This window comes from Pseudomonas sp. Xaverov 259 (genome assembly GCF_019352915.1).
In the GTDB taxonomy this organism is placed as follows: Bacteria; Pseudomonadota; Gammaproteobacteria; order Pseudomonadales; family Pseudomonadaceae; genus Aquipseudomonas.
Window position 1 is genome coordinate 1 of sequence record NZ_JAAAFV010000072.1, and the last position, 21,790, is coordinate 21,790.

Consider the following 21,790-nt stretch of genomic DNA (forward strand, 5'->3'; position numbering starts at 1 on the left):
CTCGCGCGGCGCAACCGGCAGGTCGAGCTTCTTGGCGATGGCCGCCAGGTGCTGGTTGGCCTGGGTGCGCTCGTTGATCACCTCGATGGTGTAGTCCTTGATTTCCTGGGACGAGGTTCTGGCGTGGGCCATGCGACTGGTTTCGATATCGGCCATCCCTTTGGCCGAAGCCTGCTCGATGAATTCAGCAGGTGACTGGGCGAAAGCATTGCTGGCGCCGAGGCCCAGCAGCATCGCGAAACTGGCGGTGCGTAACCGGATAGCCATGCGGCTCATGAGGGGTTCCTCCAGGTCAAAAATAGGTGCGGGAACAGACGCCCCGCCCTGAATTCGAATTTTCAGGGCGGCAAAGGTTTAGAAAAAACTCGCCAGTGCGACGAACGGTCGTCGTGGTGTCAGGCCGGTTTGCTGCCAAACAGACCCGGCAATGCGTGCGCCAGGGCATTGATGGCGAAGCCGATAAACATCACGCCGCAGAGTTTGGTGATGAGGATTTCATGGCGCTGATACACCGTGCGCACACGCTGGGCGCCGACCACGCCGATCAAAATGGCATAGGCCAGCAGGCCACCAATAAAGCTCAGGAAGATCAATGACGGCAGCATCGCCCACGTCAGCAACTCGGCACGGCTGGACAACAACGCGGTAAAGGTTGCCACGGCCACCGGATAGGCCTTGGGGTTGGTCAGGCCGAACAGAATGCCGTGCCAGAACGGATGCCGCGCCGCGCCCTGGGGTGCATCGCTGCTGCGCCGCTGGGTACGGATCGCACGCCAGCCGAGCCAGAACAGGTACAAGCCGCTGAGCACGCCCAGTGCATCAAAGGCTGTGCTGCCCACTTCCCGCGCGCCCACGATGGCAATCAACGCCGTGCTGCACCACACCACGTCGCCGAGCAAATGCCCGCACAAAAAGCCCGCCCCGGCACGACGGCCACGGGCAGCGCCGATACCGAATACGGCCAGCACGCCCGGACCGGGCGTAATACCGTAGATAAAACCCGAAGCAAGCACGGCGAACAGCAGGGATAGGGTCATGGGCGCGACTCTGATAGACGGTGATGAGGTGGATGGATTCTGCACGTTCCGCCGCTACGGGTAAAACGTCATTCCGGCATAAGGCTTGGCGCGACAGGCTTGCAAACGTGAGGCCAGATCGCCGACGTGGGTTTCGAGCTTGTGGCCATCGGGATCGAGAAAGTAGAACGACGCGCCTTCACTGCGGTTATCGCGCCATTCCTGCACCTGCGCAGCACGCAGGCGCGCCACCAGCGCAGCGAAATCACCGGTATCAGCGGTAAACGCGTAGTGCGTGTAATCAGCCGCAGCCTCTGGCAAGCGTAATGGGTCGAGGGACAAGCACAGCCATAAACCGGGCAACGACAGATAGGCGCCGCTGTCCCAGGTCGCATCGAGCCGAAGTTGCAGAAGCTCATGGTAGAAACTGATGCTACGGTTCAGGTCGGTGACGGCAAGGGTCAGGTGGTTAAGGCCTGAGAGCATTTTTATTTTTCCTGTTATCAATGACTTTCGGACAATACACCCTGCACCTGCCCAATCAACCACTGCAACCCCGAATCCCCGCCCCGCCGCGCATGCCACGCCAGCTCAAACGCAAACGAAGGGATATGAAACGGCGGCGGCACAGCCAGCAGGTGCTGCTGATCGATGTTGAGCAAGCCTCTGGATGACACGGTCAAAATCAAGTCTGTGCCCCGGATCAACTGCGGCGCTACGCCCCAATGCGGCAGGCTGATCGCCACGTGCCGGCGCTCACGAATCGCCGTCAACGCCCGTTCGATTTCCGGGGTGCCGCTGCCGCGCATTTCCAGCAGCACATGCGGACGTGACAGGTAAGTCAGCAGGTCCAGCACGCCGTTTTGCGGCAGGCTGTCACGGTCAATCAGGCAGGTGTAATGCTCGTTGAATAACGGCGTAGTGCGCAGTTCGGCGGGCATGTCGGGGAACACCCCGGCGGCCAGGTCGAGGTCGCCATTGAGCACGCCGTCGACCATGCCTTCGCGGCTGGCCTGGACGATTTGCAGGTCGATGCCAGGCGCTTCACGGCGCAAGGTGCGAACCAGGCCCGGCAAGAAAATCGCCGCACTGTAGTCCGACATTGCCACGCGAAACCGGCGCTTGGCCGACGCCGGATCAAACCGGTTGGGCGCCAGCAGCGCCTGCAACTGGGCCAGGGCTTCGGCCAGTGGCGTAGCCAATTCCAGTGCGCGGGCGGTCGGCACCAAAGCGCCGCCCTGGCGCACCAGCAGCGGGTCACCGAGCAGATCACGCAAGCGCGCCAACGCATGGCTGACCGCTGGCTGGCTCAGGTGCAGGCGCTCGGCGGCACGGGTGACGTGTTGCTCACTGAGCAAGGCGTCGAGGATCACCAACAGGTTGAGGTCGATGCGGCGCAGATCATTCATCAGCTGCATGCTCAGCATAAGAACTTGGAATTTAAATTTGCGCGACGAATAGCCTAGAGTCCAGCAAAACCTCTGGGAGAACTGAGATGACGACGTTGCATTGGGTAGGTCTGTTGGCACTGGCGGTGTTCGCCGGCGCGGTGGTGCCGTTCCAGAGTGCGATCAACGCGAGCCTCGGGCGCGGGCTGGGGCACCCGTTGTGGGCCACGCTGGCGTCATTGTTGGTGAGTATTATTGTGTTGCTGCCGGTGATCATCGCGCTGCGCTTGCCGCTGCCAAGCCTGGCCTTTATCACCAAGGCGCCGCTGTGGATGTGGGCCGGTGGTGCGTTTGGCGTGTGCTTTATTTCGCTGGCGTTGATGTTGCTGCCCAAGCTCGGCGCGTCGGGGTTTATTGCCCTGGCCATGGCCGGGCAGATTCTCGCCTCGCTGCTGCTTGATCACTTTGGTCTGTTCGGCCTGGTAGAACGCCAACTGACCACGCCCCGCGTGCTGGGGGCGTTGTTGTTGATTGGCGGCGTGGCGTTGATTCAGTTCAGCGCCACACCGGCTCGCGCACTGGCGACGGCAGGCTGATCAGCCCTTGTCGAGCGTGCGCAGTTTTTGTGGCAAGCCCCACAACAGCAGCGCCGCCGCCAACAGCGCACACACACCGATCACATACAGCGCAGGTGTGGTGCTGCCGGTAAGGTCCTTGATGCGTCCCACCATCACCGGGCTGACAATCCCGCCGAACTGGCCAAGGGTGTTGATCACCGCAATGCCACCGGCCGCACCCGCACCGGCGCCAGCCAGCAGTTTGGGCGGCAGCGTCCAGAAGGCCGGGATCGCGGCAATAATGCCCGCGCCCAACAGGCCCAGGGCGATGATCAGGAAGGTGGTGTGGTCGGCAAAGATCCCCGCACAAAAGAAGCCGATGGCGCCCAGCACCACCAGGCCGCAGACAAACTTGCGGCGCTCGCCGGTGGCGTCCGACAGGCGCCCGATCACCACCATGCTGATCGCCCCGCACACGTAGGGAATCGCGGTGAGCAGGCCGATCATCACTGGGCTCTGGGTACCGGCGCTACGGATCAATTGCGGCGCCCAGAAGTTGAGGCCGTAAGACGCCACCTGGATCAGAAAGTAGATAAACCCAAGCATCAGGAACCCTGGAATGCGGATCGCCGAGAGCAGCGAGCCACCGTGCTGGTTCGGCTCATGCTTGGCGATGCGGCTCGACAGCAGGGTTTTCTCGGCAGGCGTCAGCCAATGCGCGTCTTCAATGCGGTCCTTGAGCAAGGTCAGCACCAAAAAGCCCAGGCCGATGCAGGGCAAGCCGCCGAGCAGGAACAGCCAGTGCCAGCCGCGCATCTGCAGCACACCGTCGAGGTGTTCCAGCACCAGCCCGGAGAACGGCGCGCCGACTAAACCGGCGAATGCCGAAGCCAGGAACAGCATCGAGGTGATGCGCCCACGAAAGTGCTGCGGGAACCACAGCGTCAGGTAGTACAGCACGCCCGGCGCAAACCCCGCCTCCATGGCGCCAATGATGAAGCGCAGGCCATAGAACTGCCATTCGGCGGTGACAAACACCATGGCCGCCGTGGCCAGGCCCCACGACATCATGATGCGCGCGATCCAACGGCGGGCACCGACCTTGTAGAGCATCATGTTGCTCGGCACTTCGAACAGCACATACCCCACCACAAATAACCCGGCGCCCAGGCCATAGGCGGTGTCGCTCAGGCTCAGGTCGGTTTGCAGCTGGAACTTGGCGAAGCTGATGTTGATGCGGTCAAAAAACGCGAACAGGTAGCACACCATGATCAGCGGCATCAGCCGCCAGGCGACCTTGCTGACCAGGGCTTTTTCGGCATCGATTTCAGCGGCCGGGCGCACGCCGGCCTCCAACGTATTAGTGCTCATGGTTTCTCTCCAGCGGGCTGCTCACAGGCACCCGATTGTTTTTGTTGTCTGGTAGCGCGTTACAGCGTGGCGATGTAGGCCGGTGGCGGGTGCAGGTCGCCATTGCGCCCGGCCTTGGCCACTTGGCCGGGCAGTTCATGCCCAAGCAAGGCCGGCAAGCGACGGGACATTTGCAACAGGTGCGGCAGGTCGATGCCGGTGTGAATGCCGACTTCCTCGCACAGGTTGACCAAATCTTCGGTGCAGATATTGCCCGACGCGCCCGGCGCAAACGGGCAACCGCCGAGGCCACCCAAGGCCGCATCAAACCGTCGGGCTCCGGCCTCGTAAGCGGCCAGCACATTGCACAACCCCAGGCCGCGGGTGTTGTGAAAATGCAGGGTCAAATCGCCGGCCGGCACCTGTTGCAGCACGCGCTTGACCAAACGTTCGACCTGACGCGGATTGGCCATGCCGGTGGTGTCGGCCAACGTGATGCCCGCAATGCCCAACTCGCGATAGGCGTCGACCATTTGCAGCACGCGGTCTTCATCAATCTTGCCTTCGAACGGGCAGCCGAAGGTGGTGGCAATGCTGCCGTTAAGGCGCACCGGATGGTCGGCGGCAAAGCTGACGATATCGCCAAAGGCCGACAACGACGCCTCACAACGCATGCGCATATTCGCCAGGTTGTGGGTCTGGCTGGCCGACATCACCAGGTTCAGCTCATCGGTGCGCGACTCGATGGCGCGCTGGGCGCCCTTGAGGTTGGGGATCAACGCCACATAGATCACACCGGCCCGGCGCTCAATGCCCTGGAACACCTGCTCGCCATCACGCAACGCGGGAATGGCTTTGGGCGACACGAACGAGCCCGCCTCGATTCGCGAAAAACCGGCCAGGGCCAGCGCGTTGATCAGCGCAATCTTGTCGGCGGTTTCAACCCACGTCGGTTCGATTTGCAAGCCATCGCGCGGGGACACTTCCTGCACGATCAGCGCGTCGGAATAATCAGTGATCATTGCACCACTCCAGAGGTTTTCAGACGTTGGATATCGGCGCCGGTGAGGCCCAGGCTGCCGAGGATGTCATCAGTGTGTTGCCCAAGGGTCGGGCCTTGCCAGTTCACACCACCGGGTGTTTCGGAAAGTTTTGGCACGATGCCAGGCATCTTCACCGACACGCCACCGGGCAATTGGGCATTGAGCAGCATGTCGCGCGCCTGGTAGTGCGGGTCGCTGACGATATCGGCCACGGAGTAGATGCGCCCGGCCGGCACCTCGGCGGCTTCGAGCGCGCTGAGCACCTGGTCGATAGGCAGGCTGCTGGTCCAGTGAGTGATAGCCGCGTCCAGCAGGCCACTTTTTGCGGCGCGGCCGTCGTTGTGGGCAAACTCCGGCGCTTCAGCCAGATCGGTACGGCCAATGGTATGCATCAGGCGTTTGTAGATCGGGTCACTGTTGCCGGCGATCACTACATAGGCGCCATCGGCAGTCAGGTAGGTATTGGACGGCGCAATGCCGGGCAAGGCGCCGCCACTGCGTTCGCGCACATGGCCGAGCATGTCGTATTCGGGCACCAGGCTTTCCATCAGGTTGAACACACTTTCGGCCAGCGACACGTCGACAATCTGCCCCGCGCCCTGCCCGGTCTTGACCCGCAACAACGACATCAGCGCACCAATCACCGCGTGCAACGAGGCAAGCGAGTCACCCAGGCTCACACCCACCCGCGCTGGCGGCAAGTCGGGGTTGCCGGTGGTGTAGCGAATGCCACCCATGGCCTCACCGATGGCACCGAAACCTGGGCGATCGCGGTAAGGGCCGGTCTGGCCGTAGCCGGAGATACGCACCAGGGTCAGCTTGGGGTTCAGCGCATGCAACACGTCCCAACCCAGGCCGAGTTTCTCCAAGCCGCCGGGGCGCAGGTTTTCGATCAGCACGTCGGCGTCGCCCAGCAGTTGCTTGATCAGTCCCAGGCCTTCCGGGGACTTGAGGTCCAGCGCCAGGGATTTCTTGTTACGCGATTGCAAGTACCACCACAGCGACGTGCCTTCGTGCAGCTTTCGCCATTTGCGAAGCGGATCGCCCTGGCCCATGGCTTCGATCTTGATCACCTCGGCGCCGAACTCGGCCAGCATCCGCGCCGCGAACGGCGCGGCAATCAGCGTGCCGATTTCAATCACCTTGATACCGCTCAACGGCGCCGTCATGGGGTGGTCCTCTTATTCTTGGAATGTGCAGCCAAGGCTAGAGGACAAGGAGGCGATAAATCCAACCGTCAGTTGGCAAGGAGCGTTCGCGAAATGCGAACGGCTATTAGATGTCGGTGTCAGTCAGATCGCTATCGCGGGCAAGCCCGGCTCCCACAAGGGACCGCATTCCTACTGTGGGAGCCGGGCTTGCCCGCGATGAGGCCACAGGGTTTGCTTACCTCAGTGGCGTGCGCAGGTAGTCAAACAACAACCGACTCACCGGCGACAACTGCGCCTCATCACGCACCACCACAATCAAACTGCGATCCGACCACGGGTCCGTCAGCGGCACTGCATGCAACCCCAAAGCGCGGCCGAACAGTTCATAGGCCTTTTGCGGCAGGATGCCGATGCCCATATTCGCCTGCACCATCCGGCACATCGCATCAAACCCCGGCACATGAATACGCAGGCGCAGCATCTTGCCGGCCTCGCGCGCTGCGGCATGGGTGCGCATATTGATCGAACTGGCGGCGTGCAGGCCGACGTAATCGCTGCCAAGGGTTTCCTCGAACGCCAGGGTTTGGCGTGCGGCCAAGGGATGCTCCGCCGGCATCAACACCACCAGTTTGTCGTGGCGATACAGCACGCTGGGCAAGCCTTTGGTGTCGGTGTCGCTGGAACAAATGCCCAGGTCCGCCACCCCGTCCAGCACGCCCTGGACCACGCCTTTGCTGGGGCGCTCTTCCAGATCGGTCTTGACCTCGGGATGCAGCTGAGAAAAATCGCGCAAGTCTTCCGGGAGGAACTGAATGATCGCCGACAGATTCGCCAACATGCGCACATAGCCGCGCACGCCGTGGCTGTGTTCGCCCAGCTCCAGGCCCATTTTTTCCACATTGAACAGCATCTGCCGTGCATGGTGCAGCAGGGTTTCGCCTGCGGCGGTCAGGTCCATGCCCTTGGCGCGGCGCACGAACAGGCTCACGCCCAATACCTGCTCCAGTTCCATCAGGCGCTTGCTGGCCGCCGACACCGCGATGGCTTCACGGGCCGCAGCGCGGGTCAGCGTGCCTTCTTCAAACACTGCAACAAACAGTTGCAGGGTGATCAGATCAAGGCGACGCACCAGGCTTTTGTGCAGCATCAGCGCGGCTCGCTGGCCAGGCGATTGATCTCGGCCTGCTCCACCACGGCGTGCGGCGCGCCGTGACGCGCCGCCGCCAACATCGCTAGGCCGACGGTCTCGGTGCTCACCACCCAGCTTGGTTTGATCCGGCGAAAAAACGACAGCAGCGGGCCTAGCACGGTATAGAAGGATTGATACAGCGGCGTCTTTGAACGCACGCCATGCAACGGCTGAATCACCCCAGGCCGAAACAGGTACACCGCCTTGAACGGCAAGCGCAGCAAGGCGTTTTCGGTCTTGCCCTTGACCCGCGCCCACATCGACTTGCCCGCCTCGGAGCTGTCGGTGCCGGCGCCGGACACATAGATAAAGGTCATCTGCGGATTGAGCCGCGCCAAAGTGCTGGCCGCGACCAGGGTAAGGTCGTAGGTGAGGTGGGTGTACCTGGTTTCATTCATGCCCGCCGACGATACGCCGAGGCAGAAGAAGCACGCATCAAAGCCTTGCAGCAGGTTTTCCAGCGGCTGGAAGTCGAGCATATCGCTGTGCAATACCTGGTGCAGCTTGCCGTGTTCCTGGGTCAGCGGCGTGCGGCCCACGGCGACCACTTCCTGCACGTCAGCGGCCAGCAGGCACTCGCGCAGCACGCCTTGGCCGACCATGCCGGTGGCGCCGAATAATAGAACTCTCATCAGGGGACCTCAGCGGCAAGCCGCAAGCTTCATGCTCAAGTTGAATACCGTTCAGCTTGTAGCTTAACGCTTGCCGCTTGCGACCGCCCCCTTTAGAACGCGCTGCGAAAGATCTCCTCAATTTGTCGCTGATCCGCCCGGCGTGGGTTGGTCAGACCGCAGGCATCCTTCAAGGCATTGGTGGCCAGCAGCGGAATATCCTGCAACTTGGCGCCCAACTCGCGCAAACCGGCCGGGATCTCAACGTCATGGGCCAAGGCGCGAATCGCGACGATGGCAGCCTGGGCGCCCTCTTCCGGGGTAATACCCTTGATATCGGCGCCCAAGGCGCGCGCCACGTCGCTCAAGCGTTTGGCGCATACACTGGCGTTGAAGCTTTGCACATGGGGCAGCAACACCGCGTTGCACACGCCGTGGGGCAGGTCGTAGAGGCCACCTAGCTGGTGGGCCATGGCATGCACAAAACCCAGCGAGGCATTGTTGAAGGCCATCCCGGCCAAAAACTGCGCGTAGGCCATGTTTTCCCGTGCGGCCTTGTCGCTGCCATCTCGCACCGCCAGGCGCAGGTTGGCGCTGATCAGCTCCATGGCCTTGATCGCGCAGGCGTCGGTGATGGGTGTGGCGGCCGTCGACACATAGGCTTCGATCGCATGGGTCAGCGCGTCCATGCCGGTGGCCGCTGTCAGCCCCTTGGGCATGCCGACCATCAGCGTCGGGTCGTTGACCGACAGCAGCGGCGTGACATTGCGGTCGACGATGGCCATTTTCACATGGCGGGTTTCATCGGTGATGATGCAGAAACGGGTCATCTCGCTGGCCGTGCCGGCGGTGGTATTGATCGCCACCAGCGGCAATTGCGGTTTGCTCGATTGGTCGACACCTTCGTAGTCGCCGATATGCCCGCCGTTGGTGGCGCACAACGCGATGCCCTTGGCGCAGTCATGGGGCGAGCCGCCGCCCAGGGACACGACAAAATCACAGGCCGTGGCCTCCAGCATCGCCAGGCCTTTCTCGACATTTTCCACGTTGGGGTTGGGTTTGGCGCCGTCATAGATCACCGAGTCGATGTCCTGCATCGCCAGCTTCTCGGCGATCATGCTGGCCACGCCGGCCTTGGCCAGCCCCGCGTCGGTGACGATCAATGCCTTGCGAAAGCCGTAGTTGCGGATGGCTACCATGGCTTCGTCGAGGCAGTCGGTGCCCATGATGTTGACGGCGGGAATAAAAAAGGTGCTGCTCATGGTCAATCCTCGGAGGCGGTATGCCGACAGAATCAACCGGTAACGCGTGGCGCATCTTGATCAGGATCAACGCACGCTCGTGATAAAGTCACCACCCAGCCGATTTCGAGTAGACCCGCCGCAATGAAGGATTTCCAGGATATTGACGCCCACCTTGAAGACTGGAGCGCACTGCGCAGCGCCATCGACTTCAATGGGATTCTGATCGGCAATGGCGCCAGCCGTGCGATTTGGGAAGACTTTGCCTACGACTCGCTGTTCGAAAACGCCCGCACCGTCGAAGAAAAGCCCCTGAGCCCGTCCGAACTCAGCGTGTTCGATGCGCTGCAAACCCGCAGTTTCGAGCAAGCGCTGGGCGCGTTGAAGACCACCAGCCGGGTCAACAAGGCGCTGGCGGTCAGCTCGGCGGCGCCGCGCAACCGCTACTACGCGATCAAGGAAGCGCTGATCAACACCATCCACGCCGTACACATTCCGTGGCGCCTGGTGCAGCCGTCGACGCTGGCGACGATCAACACTGAGTTGAAGCACTACGCCACGGTATTCACCAGCAATTACGACCTGCTCAACTACTGGGCAATCCTGCACACGCCGGGCATCGACGACCTGTTCCGCAGCGCCGACGCCAGCTTCGACCTGCGCAACACGCGCGCCGAGGCCACACGCATTCTCTACCTGCACGGCGGCCTGCACCTGGTGCGCAACCTCGACGGCACCGCGCGCAAATTGCCGACCACCGACAGCACCTTGCTCAGCAGTTTTGCCATCAACAATACGATCAAAACGCTGGACGACGTGCCGCTGTTTGTCAGCGAAGGCAAGGTGGAGGAGAAGCTCAAGACCATTCGCAGCTCGGACTACTTGTCGTTCTGCTACGAGCAGTTGCTGAGTCATGAAGGCGCGCTGTGCATCTTCGGTCATGACCTGGGGCCGCAGGATCAGCACCTGGTGGATGCGCTTCGCCAAGCCAAACTCACGACCCTGGCGATTTCGGTGTCGGGGCGCAGTGACGGGTTTATCCGTCAGCAGAAGCGTCGGTATTCGCAGTTGTTTGACGGCAGTGGTGTGGAGCTGAAGTTCTTTGCGGCGCGTACGCATACGTTGGGTAATGCCGCACTCTCAGTACCCGTCGAACGCTGATCTACTGAACAACGAAAATCAACTGTGGGAGCTGGCTTGCCTGCGATAGCGGTGGGCCAGTCAGTATTGTCTTAACTGACACACCGCTATCGCAGGCAAGCCAGCTCCCACATTGATCGCATTTCAAATTGCGATCGCGGTCACTCGTCGCTGCTGTGCACCACCACCAGCAACTGCGCCTGCACCTGCCCCACCGAGCGAATCCGGTGAGGTTTCTGCGCATTGAAATGCAGCGCATCACCCCGATCCAGAATCACCCGCTCGTTCATGAAGTCCACTTCCACCTGGCCTTCGTGCACAAACAAAAACTCCTCGCCCAGATGTTCCTTGAAGGTCTTGTCAGTGAATTCTGCCGGCGGGTAAATGATGAACGGCAGCAAGCTGCGCTCACTGACCTGATGGGCCAGCACCGCATAACCCGGCGCGGTATCGGGGCGTTCGTGGCTGCGCACCAGGCTGTAGCTGTCGAGGCTGACGTTGTCTTCGCTGAACAGTTCTTCGACCTTCACGTTCAACGCCTTGGCCAGTTTCAGCGCGGCGGCGATCGACGGCGTGTTGAGCCCACGCTCGACCTTGGACAGATAACTCTTGGTCATCCCGGACTTTTCGGCCAGGGACTCCAGGGTTACGCCAAGTTTTTTTCTCAATAATTTCAAACGGATAGACATGTGCTGCGGTTAATCCCTGCAGAAAAGGCAGAATCATGCTTGCCAATGACACAATGTGTCATATAGCATCTTTAGTGTCATTTGCTCTAACCCAAAGGACACCGATATGGCCAAGACATTAGCACTTCCCAAAGACCAACTGGTCAAGCAAGCACTGATCCAGATGCAAAACAGCCTGGCGGATAATACGTGGACCGGCCGGCAAAAGCTGGCGCTCACTTGCCGCATCCTGTTCGAACACGGCCACGACTCCGGCCTGGCCGGGCAGATCACCGCACGTGGGCCCACGCCTGGCACCTATTACACTCAGCAACTGGGCCTGGGTTTCGATGAAATCACCGCCAGCAATCTGTTGCTGGTCAACGAGGATCTTGAAGTACTCGAGGGGCATGGCATCCCCAACCCGGCCAACCGTTTTCACACCTGGGTGTACCGTGGGCGGCCGGACGTGAACTGCATCATCCATACGCACCCCACGCATATTGCTGCGCTGTCGATGCTCGAAGTGCCGCTGCAGGTGTCGCATATGGACTTGTGCCCGTTGTACGAAGCTTGCGCTTTCCTGGAAGCCTGGCCGGGCGTGCCGGTAGGCAATGAAGAAGGCGAAATCATCACCACGGCCCTGGGCGACAAGCGCGCGATTCTGCTCTCGCACCACGGTCAGCTGTCCACCGGCGCGAGCATCGAGGAAGCCTGCGTCATCGCGCAGTTGATCGAGCGGGCAGCCAAGTTGCAGTTGCTGGCGATGTCGGCGGGCAGCATCAAGCCGATCCTGCCCGAACTGGGTCGCGAGGCCCATGACTGGATCTCCAAGCCCAAGCGCCATGGCGCCGCGTTCAACTACTACGCCCGGCAGAACCTGCGCAAACACGCCGATTGCCTGAACTGATTGCCCTTTTTCACGCGGAGACTTCCCATGTCCAATCCCACTATTCACGGCATCATCGGATACACCATCACCCCATTCAGCGCCGACGGCCAGCGCATTGACCTCGACGCCCTCGGCCGCTCCATTGACCGTTTGATCGACAGCGGCGTGCATGCCATCGCGCCCCTGGGCAGCACCGGCGAAGGCGCGTATTTGAGCGATGCGGAGTGGGATGAGGTCAGCGCCTACAGCCTCGCGAAAATCGCCAGGCGCGTACCCACTGTTGTCAGCGTGTCTGACTTGACCACCGCCAAGGCCGTGCGTCGCGCCCGGTATGCCGAAGCCAATGGCGCCGATGTGGTGATGGTGCTGCCGGCCTCGTACTGGAAACTCAGCGAAGCGGAAATCCTCGCCCACTACGCCGCGATTGGCGACAGCGTCGGCGTGCCGATCATGCTCTACAACAACCCGGCGACCAGTGGCACGGACATGTCGGTGGACTTGATCCTGCGCATCGTCAAGCAGGTGGCGAACGTGACCATGGTCAAGGAAAGCACCGGCGATGTTCAACGCATGCACCAGTTGCGCCGCCACAGCGACGTGCCGTTCTACAACGGTTGCAACCCGCTGGCGCTGGAAGCCTTCGCCGCAGGCGCCAAGGGTTGGTGCACGGCAGCGCCGAACCTGATTCCACAGCTCAACCTGGATTTATATGACGCGGTGCTGGCCAATGACCTGACACTGGCGCGCGAGCTGTTCTATCGCCAGTTGCCGTTGCTGGAGTTCATCCTCAAAGGTGGTTTGCCCGCGACGATCAAGGCCGGGTTGCGGCTGACCGGGCTGGAGGTGGGCGATCCACGGTTGCCGGTGTTCCCGTTGGGTGAGGCAGGGATCGAACAACTGAAAGCATTACTGCGCTAACACCGCGGTCCCCTGTGGGAGCATGGGTATCTACACAACTTTTGAAGGCAGCCAATTTCTCCTGTGGCGAGCAGGCTTGCCCTGCGTTGGGCTGCGAAGCAGCCCCAAACACAGACGCTGAGTTCTTTCAGGAAAATTGCAGCGCCTTTACTGGGGCCGCTTCGCGACCCAACGCAGGACAAGCCTGCTCGCCACAACAGCCCACTGGCGACAGATTCGTGTTACCGGTTGTTTAGATATCTATGGCCATCGCAGGCAAGCCAGCTCCCACATTTTACATAGAGACAAATGACAATAGTTCTCGATATCATTCGCGACTTTTCTACGTCGTGCTTCGTCAAGAAGGATATCCATGTCTCGTCCCAAGCCCGACCCGTTGTCGGCCGATGCGTTTCGCGGGTTTTATGCAGATATCCTGCATTTCCTGCGCAAACGCACGGACAATGCCAGCGATGCGGCGGACATGACCCAGGATGTCTTCACCCAATGGCTGGACTACCGCGACCGCGCCAAGGTCGAGCAGCCACGGGCGTTTCTGTTCCAGATGGCGCGCAACCTGCTGCGCGATCACTGGCGCAAACAGAAGGTACGCCAGAGCGCCCATTCCGACCCGGCCGACGCTGACACGGAGCCGCTCACCGACGCGCAAAACGACCCCATGGCCGCCGCGCAGCGTCTGCAACGCCTGGAACAGTTGAAAGAAGTCCTCGCCGAACTCTCGCCCCGCAGGCGAGAAGCCCTTATGCTGCACCGCTTCGAAGGCCTGAGCCAGGCGCAGATCGCCGAGCGCATGGGTATTTCCACCAGCATGGTAGAAAAGCACATCGCTTTTGCCCTGCTGCATTGCAAGCGACGCCTTCAACCAGAACCCGGCACGGAGCAGCCAGAATGAACCGCCTGAGCGACATCGACGCCCTGGATATCGAGGAAAGCGACTCCATCGATGCCCAAGCCGCCAGCTGGTTTGCCCGCAACCGCAATGGCGCAGCACGTGCCGAGCGCAAAGCCTTTGCCGCCTGGCAGGCAACGCCCGCTCATGCCCGCGCCTATGCCGAATTCGAACAACTGTGGGACGACCTCGCCCAGTTGCAGCAACTGAACAAACCCGTACCGCTGCCCCAGCGCAAACCCTCCCTATTGCGCCCGGCCCTGGCCGTGGCCGCCGCACTGGTGTGCGCCGTGCTGGCGACGAATATCGGTGCGCCCCGCGAGCTCTTCCACAGCCAGATTGCCGGGCACGCCAAAGGCATGCGCACCCTCGCCCTGCCCGACGGCAGCACGCTGTATGTGAACGCCAACACCCACCTGCGCGTGGATTTCAGCGCGCATCAGCGCATCCTGCATCTGGACAAGGGCCAGGTCTTTATCGAGGTCGCCGCCGACAAGGAGCGCCCGCTCTACGTGCAAGCCGGCGAGGCGAATGTGCGGGTGGTCGGCACCGGGTTTGACGTGCGGCGTAGCCAGCAACAACTGGTGGTCAGCGTCGCCCACGGCCAGGTCGCCTTCGAGCCGGACGCCAAAAGCCCGGTGGCATTGCTCGGCGCCCAGCAACGTGCCACGTACAGCTACGCCAAGGGCACCGTGCAGCAGCAGACACTCACCACCGAAGAAGTGGCCGATTGGCGCAGCGGGCACCTGTCGTTTCGCAATCGCGAGTTGGCCAGCCTGATCGATGAACTGAGCCTCTACCGGCCTCAAGCGCCCTTGCAGGTCAACAAAGCCGTGGCGCAACTGAAGGTCTCGGGCAATCTGGATGTGAATGACCCGGATGCCCTGCTCAGCGCCCTGCCCGCGCTGCTGCCGGTTAAAACCGTGGCCTCGGCCGATGGCATTGTCCGCATCGAACCGCTCAAGTAAGGTCTGCAAAAATCACACTTGAGAATATTTTGCATTCGCATGTGTGGTTTTTTGCCGCTGCCCCGTCTTCCTCCCGACTGTGTTGGATACGCACACCTTTTTGGCTATTTAGCCGCCCCGGGGGATTTCATGTTTCGCGCGCCTTGCCACGCTTCGCACCTGTTGTTTCGACCAACCCTGATTGCCAGCTGCATGGCCTTGAGCCTCAGCGCCCAGGCCGAGTCGCTCACGCTGCAACTGCCCGCCCAATCGCTGGCCACGTCCCTGAGCTTTGTCGCGCAGCAGGCGAAAATCCAGCTGTTGTTCGATGAGACACTGCTCAAGCACGTGCAGGCACCGGCGCTCAACGGTGAATTCAGCCCGGAAGTGGCAATTCGCACTTTGCTGAAAAACGGCGAGTTCACCCTGATCAAAGTCGGCACCACTTACGTGGTGCGCCCCGACGAGGGCAAGACCAACCACAGCGGCGCCATCCAGCTCGATGCCCTCAGCGTGATCGGCACCGGTAACGAAGTCGACTCCAGCACCGTCAACCGCTCGACCATGACCCAGGCCGACATTGACCGCTACCAGTCCAACAACATCCCCAGTCTGTTGCAGACCTTGCCCGGCGTGAGCCAGGGCGGCTCACTGAAACCTGGTGGCCAGACCATCAATATTCGTGGTTTCGGCGACGCCGAAGACGTGCCAATGACTGTCGACGGCGCCACCAAGACCGGCTTTGAGCGCTACCAGCAAGGCACGGTGTTTATCGAGCCGGAGCTGATCAAGAGCATCGAGGTCGAGAAAGGCCCCAACTCGCCGTTCACCGGCAACGGCGGTTTTGGCGGTACGGTCAACATGACCACCAAGGATGCCCCGGACCTGCTGCAAGACGGTCGCAACAGCGGCGCAATGCTCAAATACGGCTACTCCAGCAATGACCACGAACAGATCTACAGCAGTGCCGTGTACGGCCGCACTGACGACGGCCGTTTCGACGCGCTGGCCTACCTGACCCAGCGCGACGGCGGCGACATGAAGGTGGCCGCCAAGCTGCCCAACGACAACAACCAATACCCGGTCAACCCGCAGCGCCTGCCCAACAGCGCCCAGGATGTGGATGGCAAACTGTTCAAGGTCAACGCCCACTTCACCGAGGAACACAGCGTTGGTCTGTCTTACTCACGCTCCCACAGCAACCGCTGGACGCCGTTTTCCGCCGCCAGCTACCCGACGCCGCCGACCCAGGCCAACATCGACCGCTACGGTTACGAAAACGCGCTGAAGCGTTTTTTAGCCCAGCGTGACACCACCGACACCACCTGGTCAGGCAAGTACGAATACACGCCGGTGAATAACCCGCTGATCGACCTGACCGTCAAATATTCCCAGTCCAACACCGACCAGACCGACGAACGCGACGCCACTGCGTTTTTCCAACTGGCCACCGGCGGGCGCAAGATGGACACCGCCTACACCGACAAGAACCTCGACGTCCGCAACGTCAGCCTGTTTGACACCGGCCCCTTGCAGCATGCGGTGACCGTCGGCGGGCAGATCCGCAAGCACATCCGCGAAACCGAAATGTGGATGCCCGGCACCACCTACAACACTGCGCGCTACAACTACGGCCGCTTCCAGCCGGGCTTCATGCCCCACGGCAAGGTCGACACCAACAGCTTCTTTGTCCAGGACGCAGTCACCGTGGGTGACGTGACCATCACTCCGTCGCTGCGCTACGACCATGTGCGCAACCGTGGCGAAGGCAATGACGCGCCGTACTACAACAACCCGGATCCGTCCTTCGGCCACGACTACAGCGACCGCACCTACACCGGCTGGTCGCCGCGCCTGGCGCTGTTCTGGAACGTCACGCCGAACCTGGGGCTGTTCGCCAACTGGAGCAAGACCTGGCGTGCGCCGGTGATCGACGAGCAGTATGAAGTGCAAGGCCTGGGCAGCCGCACCGCCACCAGCGTCGATCTCGACCCGGAGCGCATCACCTCAATCACCCTGGGTGGCGTCACCAATTTCGACAACCTGATCGCCCAGGACGATAACCTGCAGGTACGCGCCACCCTGTTCCATAACAAAGTTGAAGACGAAATCTTCAAGGCCACCGGCGTCGGCTGCCAGAACCAGGCCGTCAACGGTGGCACCATTGCCAACGCGTGCCCGCCAGGGGCGATGTCCAACTACCGCAACATCGGCGGCCTGACCATCAAGGGTTTTGAGCTCGAATCCTTCTACAACTCCACCTACCTGTTCGGCTCGGTGTCGTTCGCCTACGCCAAGGGCGAACACGAAGGCGCCTACACCAACCCATGGGGTCCGGATGTGCCGGCCCGCGACATTCCACCGACCAAATGGGTGCTGGTATTGGGCACCAATATCCCGGCCTGGGATGCCCAGGTGGGCTGGATGGGCCAGTTCATTGGCGCGACCGATCGCTTGCCGAGTGACAAATACTCCGGCGGCCCAGGCAGCAGTCTGGGCGACCTGTTCTACGACCAGTACGGCAACAAGGCCTACAACACCCAAGGCCTGTTCGCCAAATGGAAGCCGCAACAGGCCTACCTCAAAGGCACCGAGGTGAACTTCACCGTGGACAACCTGTTCAACAACAACTTCCGCCCGGCCTTGAGCGGTGATCGCGCCTACACCAAGGGCCGCGATGCGAAGGTCAGCATTACGCGGTTCTTCTAAGTGTGGGAGCTGGCTTGCCTGCGATGCAGACACCTCAGTAAATCGGTTACACCGAGGTAATGCTTTCGCGAGCAAGCCCGCTCCCACACAGGCCAACTCCACCTAACATCAACTGTACGGATAAATCTGCGACCAGCTGTAGGCCCGCAATCGGCGGGGGTTGTGGCTAGATGGGCTTCCCTTGAAGCCCTCCAGATTCTGGTCCCCACTCATGAGCTCGCGCGAAAATACCGGCATGGCCCTCGGCCTGCTGGGCGTCGTTATCTTCAGCCTGACATTGCCCTTCACTCGCATTGTGGTGCAGGAAATCCACCCCTTGCTCAACGGCCTTGGCCGTGCGCTATTCGCGGCAATCCCGGCGGCGGCGCTGTTGCTGTGGCGCCGAGAAAGCTGGCCAACCTGGCGCCAGGTGCGCGGGCTGAGCCTGGTCATCCTCGGTGTAATCCTGGGCTTCCCCGTGCTCTCGGCCTGGGCCATGCAAACCTTGCCGGCGTCCCATGGCGCGCTGGTCAACGGTTTGCAGCCGCTGTGCGTAGCGCTGTATGCGGCGTGGCTGTCCCATGAGCGGCCGTCGAAAGCTTTCTGGGCCTGCGCGGCGCTGGGCAGTGCGCTGGTGTTGAGTTACGCGTTGATCACGGGCGCCGGCAGTATTCAAGCCGGGGATTTGCTGATGTTCGCTGCAATCGCCCTGGGCGGCCTGGGGTATGCCGAAGGCGGCCGATTGGCCAAGGAAATGGGCGGCTGGCAAGTGATCTGCTGGGCGCTGGTGCTGTCGACGCCCGTATTGATCGGCCCGGTGTGGTACTTGGCCGCGCAGCACCAGGGCGCGATTTCCATGCACACCTGGTGGGCGTTTGGTTATGTGTCGCTGTTCTCGCAGTTCCTGGGGTTCTTTGCCTGGTACGCCGGGCTGGCCATGGGCGGCATCGCGCGGGTCAGCCAGATTCAGCTGTTGCAGATCTTCTTCACCATCGCATTTTCGGCGTTGTTCTTTGGTGAACATATCGAGCCGATTACCTGGGTGTTTGCGTGTGGCGTGATCGTGACGGTGATGCTCGGGCGCAAGACCGCAGTGCAGCCTGCGCCGACCTCAAAGATGAATGCGGTCTAAATGTGGGAGCGGGCTTGCTCGCGAAGGCGGTGCATCAGTCACCTGATAGGTTGGCTGACACTCCGCATTCGCGAGCAAGCCCGCTCCCACATTCTGGTCCTGTTTTCAGCCTAAATAGCCATCCGCGCGCAGCAGGGTTTCCAGGCAGTGTTCGCTGATGTGGTAGAACGCTTTCAGCTGCTGGATTTTTTCCAACAGTTGCGCGTTATCGATCGGCTCGGTGCGTTTGACCGCCAGAATCATCTTGTTCTTGTTGGTGTGTTCCAACGAGATGAACTCAAACACCTTGGTCTCATAGCCACAGGCCTCAAGGTACAACGCACGCAAGCTGTCGGTGACCATTTCCGCCTGCTGGCCCAGGTGCAGACCGTATTGCAGCATCGGCTTGAGCAGCAGTGGGCTCTGGATCTGCAGGCGGATCTGTTTGTGGCAGCACGGCGAGCACATGATGATCGACGCACCGGAACGGATGCCGGTGTGGATCGCGTAGTCAGTGGCGATATCGCAGGCATGCAGCGCGATCATCACCTCCAGTTCGCTGGGCGCCACACTGCGCACATCACCACACTTGAACACCAGCCCCGGATGCTCCAGGCGCGCGGCAGCGGTGTTGCACAGGGTCACCATGTCTTCACGCAATTCCACGCCCGTCACTTCGCCCTCGGCCTTGAGGGTGTTGCGCAGGTAATCGTGGATGGCGAACGTGAGGTAGCCCTTGCCCGAACCGAAATCCGCCACGCGCACCAGCTGGTCGAGCTTCAACGGCGATGAGGTCAGCGCATGGCTGAACACTTCGATGAACTTGTTGATCTGCTTCCACTTGCGCGACATCGACGGGATCAGCGCCTGCTTGGCGTCGGTGACGCCCAGGTCAGCGAGGAAGGGTCGGCTCAAGTCGAGGAAGCGGTTTTTCTCGCGGTTATGCTCAGCCGAAGGCGCCTCGCGCAATTGCTGCGGCTTGCTTTTGAACAACGAGCTTTTGTTCTTTTTGCTGTATTCCAGTTGGGCTTCGTCGGTCAGCGACAACAGGTGCGCATTCTTGAACGACGCCGGCAACAGCGCGCTAATTGCTGCCACGCCGTCGGCCAAAGCGAAGTTCTTGGTGATGTCACGGGTCTTGTAGCGATAGACAAAGGACAGGCACGCCTGCTCCTTGACCACCACCTGCTTGATGATCAGCCGCTGCAACTCGGCTTCTTCGCCGACGTACTTGGCCAGCACCAGCTTGATAAACGCGTTCTGCGCGAGGCTTGCGCTCAGCAGTTCGATGAACTGGGCGTGATGATCCGGCGCAGGGCTGGCAGGTTGAGCGGTGACAGACATGAACAAAAACGCCTCGGGCAAAGAATGCCGGGCATTTTAGGGGGGATGAAGGTTTAGGGCACGGGGTTATTTGATCAACGGTCGCTCAGCCGCCACAAATCAAATGGGGGAACCACTTTTCTCCGGGAGCTGGCTGGTATGGGAAATGGCTTGTGTGGGAGCTGGCTTGCCTGCGATGGCATCACCTGGGTTTTCTGATGGACCGAGGTGTCTGCATCGCAGGCAAGCCAGCTCCCACACAAGCCCGGCTCCCACAGAAAAGCAGCTATTCCAGCACGATCAAGCGGTTAGGCAGTTCATTACGCGTCTGCGTCACCGGCACATGCACCTTCAGCAATTCACCACACGCTTCGATGCAGGCAATAAACCCCGCCAGCGTCTGCCCCTGCTTCACCTGCTGGGTGAACGCCCTGACGATGCCATCCCAGCTGTCGTCATCCAGGTGCTTGGAAATACCGTCGTCCACCAGAATCTCCACATACCGCTCCGCCTCGCTGACAAAAATCAGCACGCCGGTGCTGCCCAGCGTGTGGTGCAGGTTTTGCTCCAGGAACTGTCGCCGCGCCAGGTTCGATGCACGCCAATGCCGTACCGAACGCGGAATCAGGCGGGTGGTGACCTTGGGCAGGCGAAACACCAGGCACAGCACAATGAAGGTCGCCCATTGCGCCAACAGCAAGGTGTACATGGTCAGGTAGCCCGACAGGTAGTGGACGATGCCCGGCACCACCAGGGCGATCAGGCTGGCCCACAACAGCGGGATATAGGCGTAATCATCCGCGCGCGCGGCCAGTACGGTGACCAGTTCGGCGTCGGTGGTTTTTTCGACGCGGGCGATCGCTTCGGCGACTTGGCGCTGCTCGTGTTCAGTCAGTAATGCCATGGTTGTAGATGCTCTGTTCTAGTTATTGTCATTACCAGCCACCGGAGGCACCACCGCCGCCAAAACCACCGCCGCCGCCTCTGAAGCCACCACCGCCGCCCCCGCCACCGCCGCCGCGTCCACTGCTGCTGAGGATCGCCAGCAGGATAGCGCCAACGGGCAGCCCCAGCCGATTACACAGCCACAACACGCCGATCAACAGGATGAACAAGCCGATGGAAAGCCCCGGATTATCCTTGGCAAAATTCGCATCCGCCACATGGGCCGGCACTGCCAGCGGCTCGCCGCCCACCACCTGAATCATGGCCGCAACACCGTCGCTGATGCCCTGGCTGTAATCGCCGGCCTTGAACTTGGGCGCGATCACCTGGTTGATGATCACCCACGACTGCGCATCGGTCAGCACGCCTTCGAGGCCGTAGCCGACTTCGATGCGCAATTTGCGCTCATCACGGGCGACGATCAACAGCGCGCCATTGTCCTTGCCCTTCTGGCCGATGCCCCACTGGCGGCCCAATTGATAACCGTAGTCCTCAATGGGCACGCCTTGCAGGTCGGGCACGGTGACCACCACGATCTGGTCGCCCGAGGTTTGCTCCAGCGCCTGCAATTGCTGGGTCAGCTGCGCACGTACCGCCGGGTCGATCATCTGCGCGGTGTCCACCACCCGCCCGGTCAAAGCCGGGAAGGTCAGCGCCGCCTGGGCCGCGCCCACGCAGGCCAGCAGCCACAGCGCCAAGCCTATCCGTAATAAACGCATCGAC

The 21,790-nt window shown here is 61.3% G+C and carries 22 protein-coding genes; 8 read left to right on the forward strand and 14 right to left on the reverse strand.

Annotation, left to right across the window (positions count from 1 at the left end):
* The 4 genes from K0H48_RS28700 to K0H48_RS28715 form a co-directional block, all read right to left on the reverse strand.
* Positions 1 to 276 (reverse strand): DUF4142 domain-containing protein (locus K0H48_RS28700; RefSeq protein WP_219337643.1); only part of this gene is annotated, 276 nt, incomplete at its 3' end.
* Positions 277 to 395: 119 nt separating this feature from the next.
* Entirely contained in the window at positions 396 to 1,037 is a 642-nt protein-coding gene (locus K0H48_RS28705; protein WP_056857407.1) for a LysE family translocator, read from the reverse strand.
* A 54-nt stretch (positions 1,038 to 1,091) separates the two neighbouring features.
* Complete coding sequence (fos, locus tag K0H48_RS28710) at positions 1,092 to 1,502, reverse strand: fosfomycin resistance glutathione transferase (RefSeq protein ID WP_219337644.1); 411 nt, start codon at positions 1,500 to 1,502, stop codon at positions 1,092 to 1,094.
* Between the two features lie 17 nt (positions 1,503 to 1,519).
* A complete protein-coding gene (locus K0H48_RS28715) occupies positions 1,520 to 2,443 on the reverse strand; it encodes a LysR family transcriptional regulator (RefSeq protein ID WP_219337645.1) in 924 nt (307 codons plus the stop codon).
* A gap of 68 nt (positions 2,444 to 2,511) precedes the next feature.
* Between K0H48_RS28715 and K0H48_RS28720 the strand changes: the two genes are divergently transcribed.
* Positions 2,512 to 3,000, forward strand: a complete 489-nt coding sequence (locus K0H48_RS28720) for a DMT family transporter (protein WP_219337646.1) — start codon at positions 2,512 to 2,514, stop codon at positions 2,998 to 3,000.
* Here the strand turns inward: K0H48_RS28720 and K0H48_RS28725 are convergent, their stop codons facing one another.
* From K0H48_RS28725 to yiaY, 6 genes are all read right to left on the reverse strand, one after another.
* Complete coding sequence (locus tag K0H48_RS28725) at positions 3,001 to 4,332, reverse strand: MFS transporter (RefSeq protein WP_219337647.1); 1,332 nt, start codon at positions 4,330 to 4,332, stop codon at positions 3,001 to 3,003.
* Positions 4,333 to 4,391: 59 nt separating this feature from the next.
* A complete protein-coding gene (locus tag K0H48_RS28730; protein ID WP_219337648.1) occupies positions 4,392 to 5,333 on the reverse strand; it encodes a hydroxymethylglutaryl-CoA lyase in 942 nt (313 codons plus the stop codon).
* Positions 5,330 to 6,523 (reverse strand): CaiB/BaiF CoA-transferase family protein, encoded by a 1,194-nt coding sequence (locus K0H48_RS28735; RefSeq protein WP_219337649.1) that lies wholly within the window; start codon positions 6,521 to 6,523, stop codon positions 5,330 to 5,332. The genes K0H48_RS28730 and K0H48_RS28735 overlap by 4 nt, the downstream gene beginning before the upstream one ends.
* A 217-nt stretch (positions 6,524 to 6,740) precedes the next feature.
* On the reverse strand, positions 6,741 to 7,652 hold the full coding sequence (locus tag K0H48_RS28740; protein WP_219337650.1) for a LysR family transcriptional regulator: 912 nt from the start codon (positions 7,650 to 7,652) through the stop codon (positions 6,741 to 6,743).
* Positions 7,652 to 8,326, reverse strand: a complete 675-nt coding sequence (locus K0H48_RS28745; RefSeq protein WP_219337651.1) for an NAD(P)H-binding protein — start codon at positions 8,324 to 8,326, stop codon at positions 7,652 to 7,654. The genes K0H48_RS28740 and K0H48_RS28745 overlap by 1 nt, the downstream gene beginning before the upstream one ends.
* 92 nt (positions 8,327 to 8,418) lie before the next feature.
* Positions 8,419 to 9,567, reverse strand: a complete 1,149-nt coding sequence (gene yiaY, locus K0H48_RS28750) for an L-threonine dehydrogenase (RefSeq protein WP_219337652.1) — start codon at positions 9,565 to 9,567, stop codon at positions 8,419 to 8,421.
* Positions 9,568 to 9,690: 123 nt separating this feature from the next.
* Between yiaY and K0H48_RS28755 the strand changes: the two genes are divergently transcribed.
* Positions 9,691 to 10,707 (forward strand): DUF4917 family protein, encoded by a 1,017-nt coding sequence (locus K0H48_RS28755; protein WP_219337653.1) that lies wholly within the window; start codon positions 9,691 to 9,693, stop codon positions 10,705 to 10,707.
* A 140-nt stretch (positions 10,708 to 10,847) separates the two neighbouring features.
* Here K0H48_RS28755 and K0H48_RS28760 read toward each other — a convergent pair whose 3' ends face one another.
* Positions 10,848 to 11,375: a helix-turn-helix domain-containing protein gene (locus tag K0H48_RS28760; RefSeq protein ID WP_219337654.1), complete on the reverse strand. Its 528-nt coding sequence runs from the start codon at positions 11,373 to 11,375 to the stop codon at positions 10,848 to 10,850.
* Positions 11,376 to 11,481: 106 nt separating this feature from the next.
* On the opposite strand from K0H48_RS28760, the gene K0H48_RS28765 reads away from it, so the two are divergent.
* The 6 genes from K0H48_RS28765 (at position 11,482) to K0H48_RS28790 (ending at position 18,820) form a co-directional block, all read left to right on the forward strand.
* Positions 11,482 to 12,264: an aldolase gene (locus tag K0H48_RS28765; protein ID WP_219337655.1), complete on the forward strand. Its 783-nt coding sequence runs from the start codon at positions 11,482 to 11,484 to the stop codon at positions 12,262 to 12,264.
* Between the two features lie 27 nt (positions 12,265 to 12,291).
* A complete protein-coding gene (locus tag K0H48_RS28770; RefSeq protein WP_219337656.1) occupies positions 12,292 to 13,164 on the forward strand; it encodes a dihydrodipicolinate synthase family protein in 873 nt (290 codons plus the stop codon).
* 352 nt (positions 13,165 to 13,516) lie between these two features.
* On the forward strand, positions 13,517 to 14,056 hold the full coding sequence (locus K0H48_RS28775) for an RNA polymerase sigma factor (protein ID WP_138816356.1): 540 nt from the start codon (positions 13,517 to 13,519) through the stop codon (positions 14,054 to 14,056).
* Positions 14,053 to 15,021 (forward strand): FecR domain-containing protein, encoded by a 969-nt coding sequence (locus tag K0H48_RS28780; RefSeq protein ID WP_219337657.1) that lies wholly within the window; start codon positions 14,053 to 14,055, stop codon positions 15,019 to 15,021. The genes K0H48_RS28775 and K0H48_RS28780 overlap by 4 nt, the downstream gene beginning before the upstream one ends.
* Positions 15,022 to 15,150: 129 nt before the next feature.
* Positions 15,151 to 17,709, forward strand: a complete 2,559-nt coding sequence (locus K0H48_RS28785; protein WP_219337658.1) for a TonB-dependent receptor — start codon at positions 15,151 to 15,153, stop codon at positions 17,707 to 17,709.
* Positions 17,710 to 17,920: 211 nt separating this feature from the next.
* Positions 17,921 to 18,820, forward strand: a complete 900-nt coding sequence (locus K0H48_RS28790; RefSeq protein ID WP_138816359.1) for a DMT family transporter — start codon at positions 17,921 to 17,923, stop codon at positions 18,818 to 18,820.
* Between the two features lie 105 nt (positions 18,821 to 18,925).
* Here the strand turns inward: K0H48_RS28790 and K0H48_RS28795 are convergent, their stop codons facing one another.
* From K0H48_RS28795 to K0H48_RS28805, 3 genes are all read right to left on the reverse strand, one after another.
* Positions 18,926 to 20,143 carry an SAM-dependent methyltransferase gene (locus K0H48_RS28795; protein ID WP_219337659.1) on the reverse strand — a complete coding sequence of 406 codons (1,218 nt, stop codon included), beginning with the start codon at positions 20,141 to 20,143 and terminating at the stop codon, positions 18,926 to 18,928.
* A 265-nt stretch (positions 20,144 to 20,408) separates the two neighbouring features.
* Complete coding sequence (locus K0H48_RS28800; RefSeq protein ID WP_219337660.1) at positions 20,409 to 21,026, reverse strand: TPM domain-containing protein; 618 nt, start codon at positions 21,024 to 21,026, stop codon at positions 20,409 to 20,411.
* Positions 21,027 to 21,057: 31 nt separating this feature from the next.
* Entirely contained in the window at positions 21,058 to 21,786 is a 729-nt protein-coding gene (locus K0H48_RS28805; RefSeq protein WP_219337661.1) for a YgcG family protein, read from the reverse strand.
* Positions 21,787 to 21,790: the final 4 nt, after the last annotated feature.

Bases quoted from the DNA above. Each gene is read 5' to 3' on its own strand.
- K0H48_RS28705 (WP_056857407.1), bottom strand. From the start codon at position 1,037: ATGACCCTATCCCTGCTGTTCGCCGTGCTTGCTTCGGGTTTTATCTAC.
- fos (WP_219337644.1), bottom strand. From the start codon at position 1,502: ATGCTCTCAGGCCTTAACCACCTGACCCTTGCCGTCACCGACCTGAAC.
- K0H48_RS28715 (WP_219337645.1), bottom strand. From the start codon at position 2,443: ATGCTGAGCATGCAGCTGATGAATGATCTGCGCCGCATCGACCTCAAC.
- K0H48_RS28720 (WP_219337646.1), top strand. From the start codon at position 2,512: ATGACGACGTTGCATTGGGTAGGTCTGTTGGCACTGGCGGTGTTCGCC.
- K0H48_RS28725 (WP_219337647.1), bottom strand. From the start codon at position 4,332: ATGAGCACTAATACGTTGGAGGCCGGCGTGCGCCCGGCCGCTGAAATC.
- K0H48_RS28730 (WP_219337648.1), bottom strand. From the start codon at position 5,333: ATGATCACTGATTATTCCGACGCGCTGATCGTGCAGGAAGTGTCCCCG.
- K0H48_RS28735 (WP_219337649.1), bottom strand. From the start codon at position 6,523: ATGACGGCGCCGTTGAGCGGTATCAAGGTGATTGAAATCGGCACGCTG.
- K0H48_RS28740 (WP_219337650.1), bottom strand. From the start codon at position 7,652: ATGCTGCACAAAAGCCTGGTGCGTCGCCTTGATCTGATCACCCTGCAA.
- K0H48_RS28745 (WP_219337651.1), bottom strand. From the start codon at position 8,326: ATGAGAGTTCTATTATTCGGCGCCACCGGCATGGTCGGCCAAGGCGTG.
- yiaY (WP_219337652.1), bottom strand. From the start codon at position 9,567: ATGAGCAGCACCTTTTTTATTCCCGCCGTCAACATCATGGGCACCGAC.
- K0H48_RS28755 (WP_219337653.1), top strand. From the start codon at position 9,691: ATGAAGGATTTCCAGGATATTGACGCCCACCTTGAAGACTGGAGCGCA.
- K0H48_RS28760 (WP_219337654.1), bottom strand. From the start codon at position 11,375: ATGTCTATCCGTTTGAAATTATTGAGAAAAAAACTTGGCGTAACCCTG.
- K0H48_RS28765 (WP_219337655.1), top strand. From the start codon at position 11,482: ATGGCCAAGACATTAGCACTTCCCAAAGACCAACTGGTCAAGCAAGCA.
- K0H48_RS28770 (WP_219337656.1), top strand. From the start codon at position 12,292: ATGTCCAATCCCACTATTCACGGCATCATCGGATACACCATCACCCCA.
- K0H48_RS28775 (WP_138816356.1), top strand. From the start codon at position 13,517: ATGTCTCGTCCCAAGCCCGACCCGTTGTCGGCCGATGCGTTTCGCGGG.
- K0H48_RS28780 (WP_219337657.1), top strand. From the start codon at position 14,053: ATGAACCGCCTGAGCGACATCGACGCCCTGGATATCGAGGAAAGCGAC.
- K0H48_RS28785 (WP_219337658.1), top strand. From the start codon at position 15,151: ATGTTTCGCGCGCCTTGCCACGCTTCGCACCTGTTGTTTCGACCAACC.
- K0H48_RS28790 (WP_138816359.1), top strand. From the start codon at position 17,921: ATGAGCTCGCGCGAAAATACCGGCATGGCCCTCGGCCTGCTGGGCGTC.
- K0H48_RS28795 (WP_219337659.1), bottom strand. From the start codon at position 20,143: ATGTCTGTCACCGCTCAACCTGCCAGCCCTGCGCCGGATCATCACGCC.
- K0H48_RS28800 (WP_219337660.1), bottom strand. From the start codon at position 21,026: ATGGCATTACTGACTGAACACGAGCAGCGCCAAGTCGCCGAAGCGATC.
- K0H48_RS28805 (WP_219337661.1), bottom strand. From the start codon at position 21,786: ATGCGTTTATTACGGATAGGCTTGGCGCTGTGGCTGCTGGCCTGCGTG.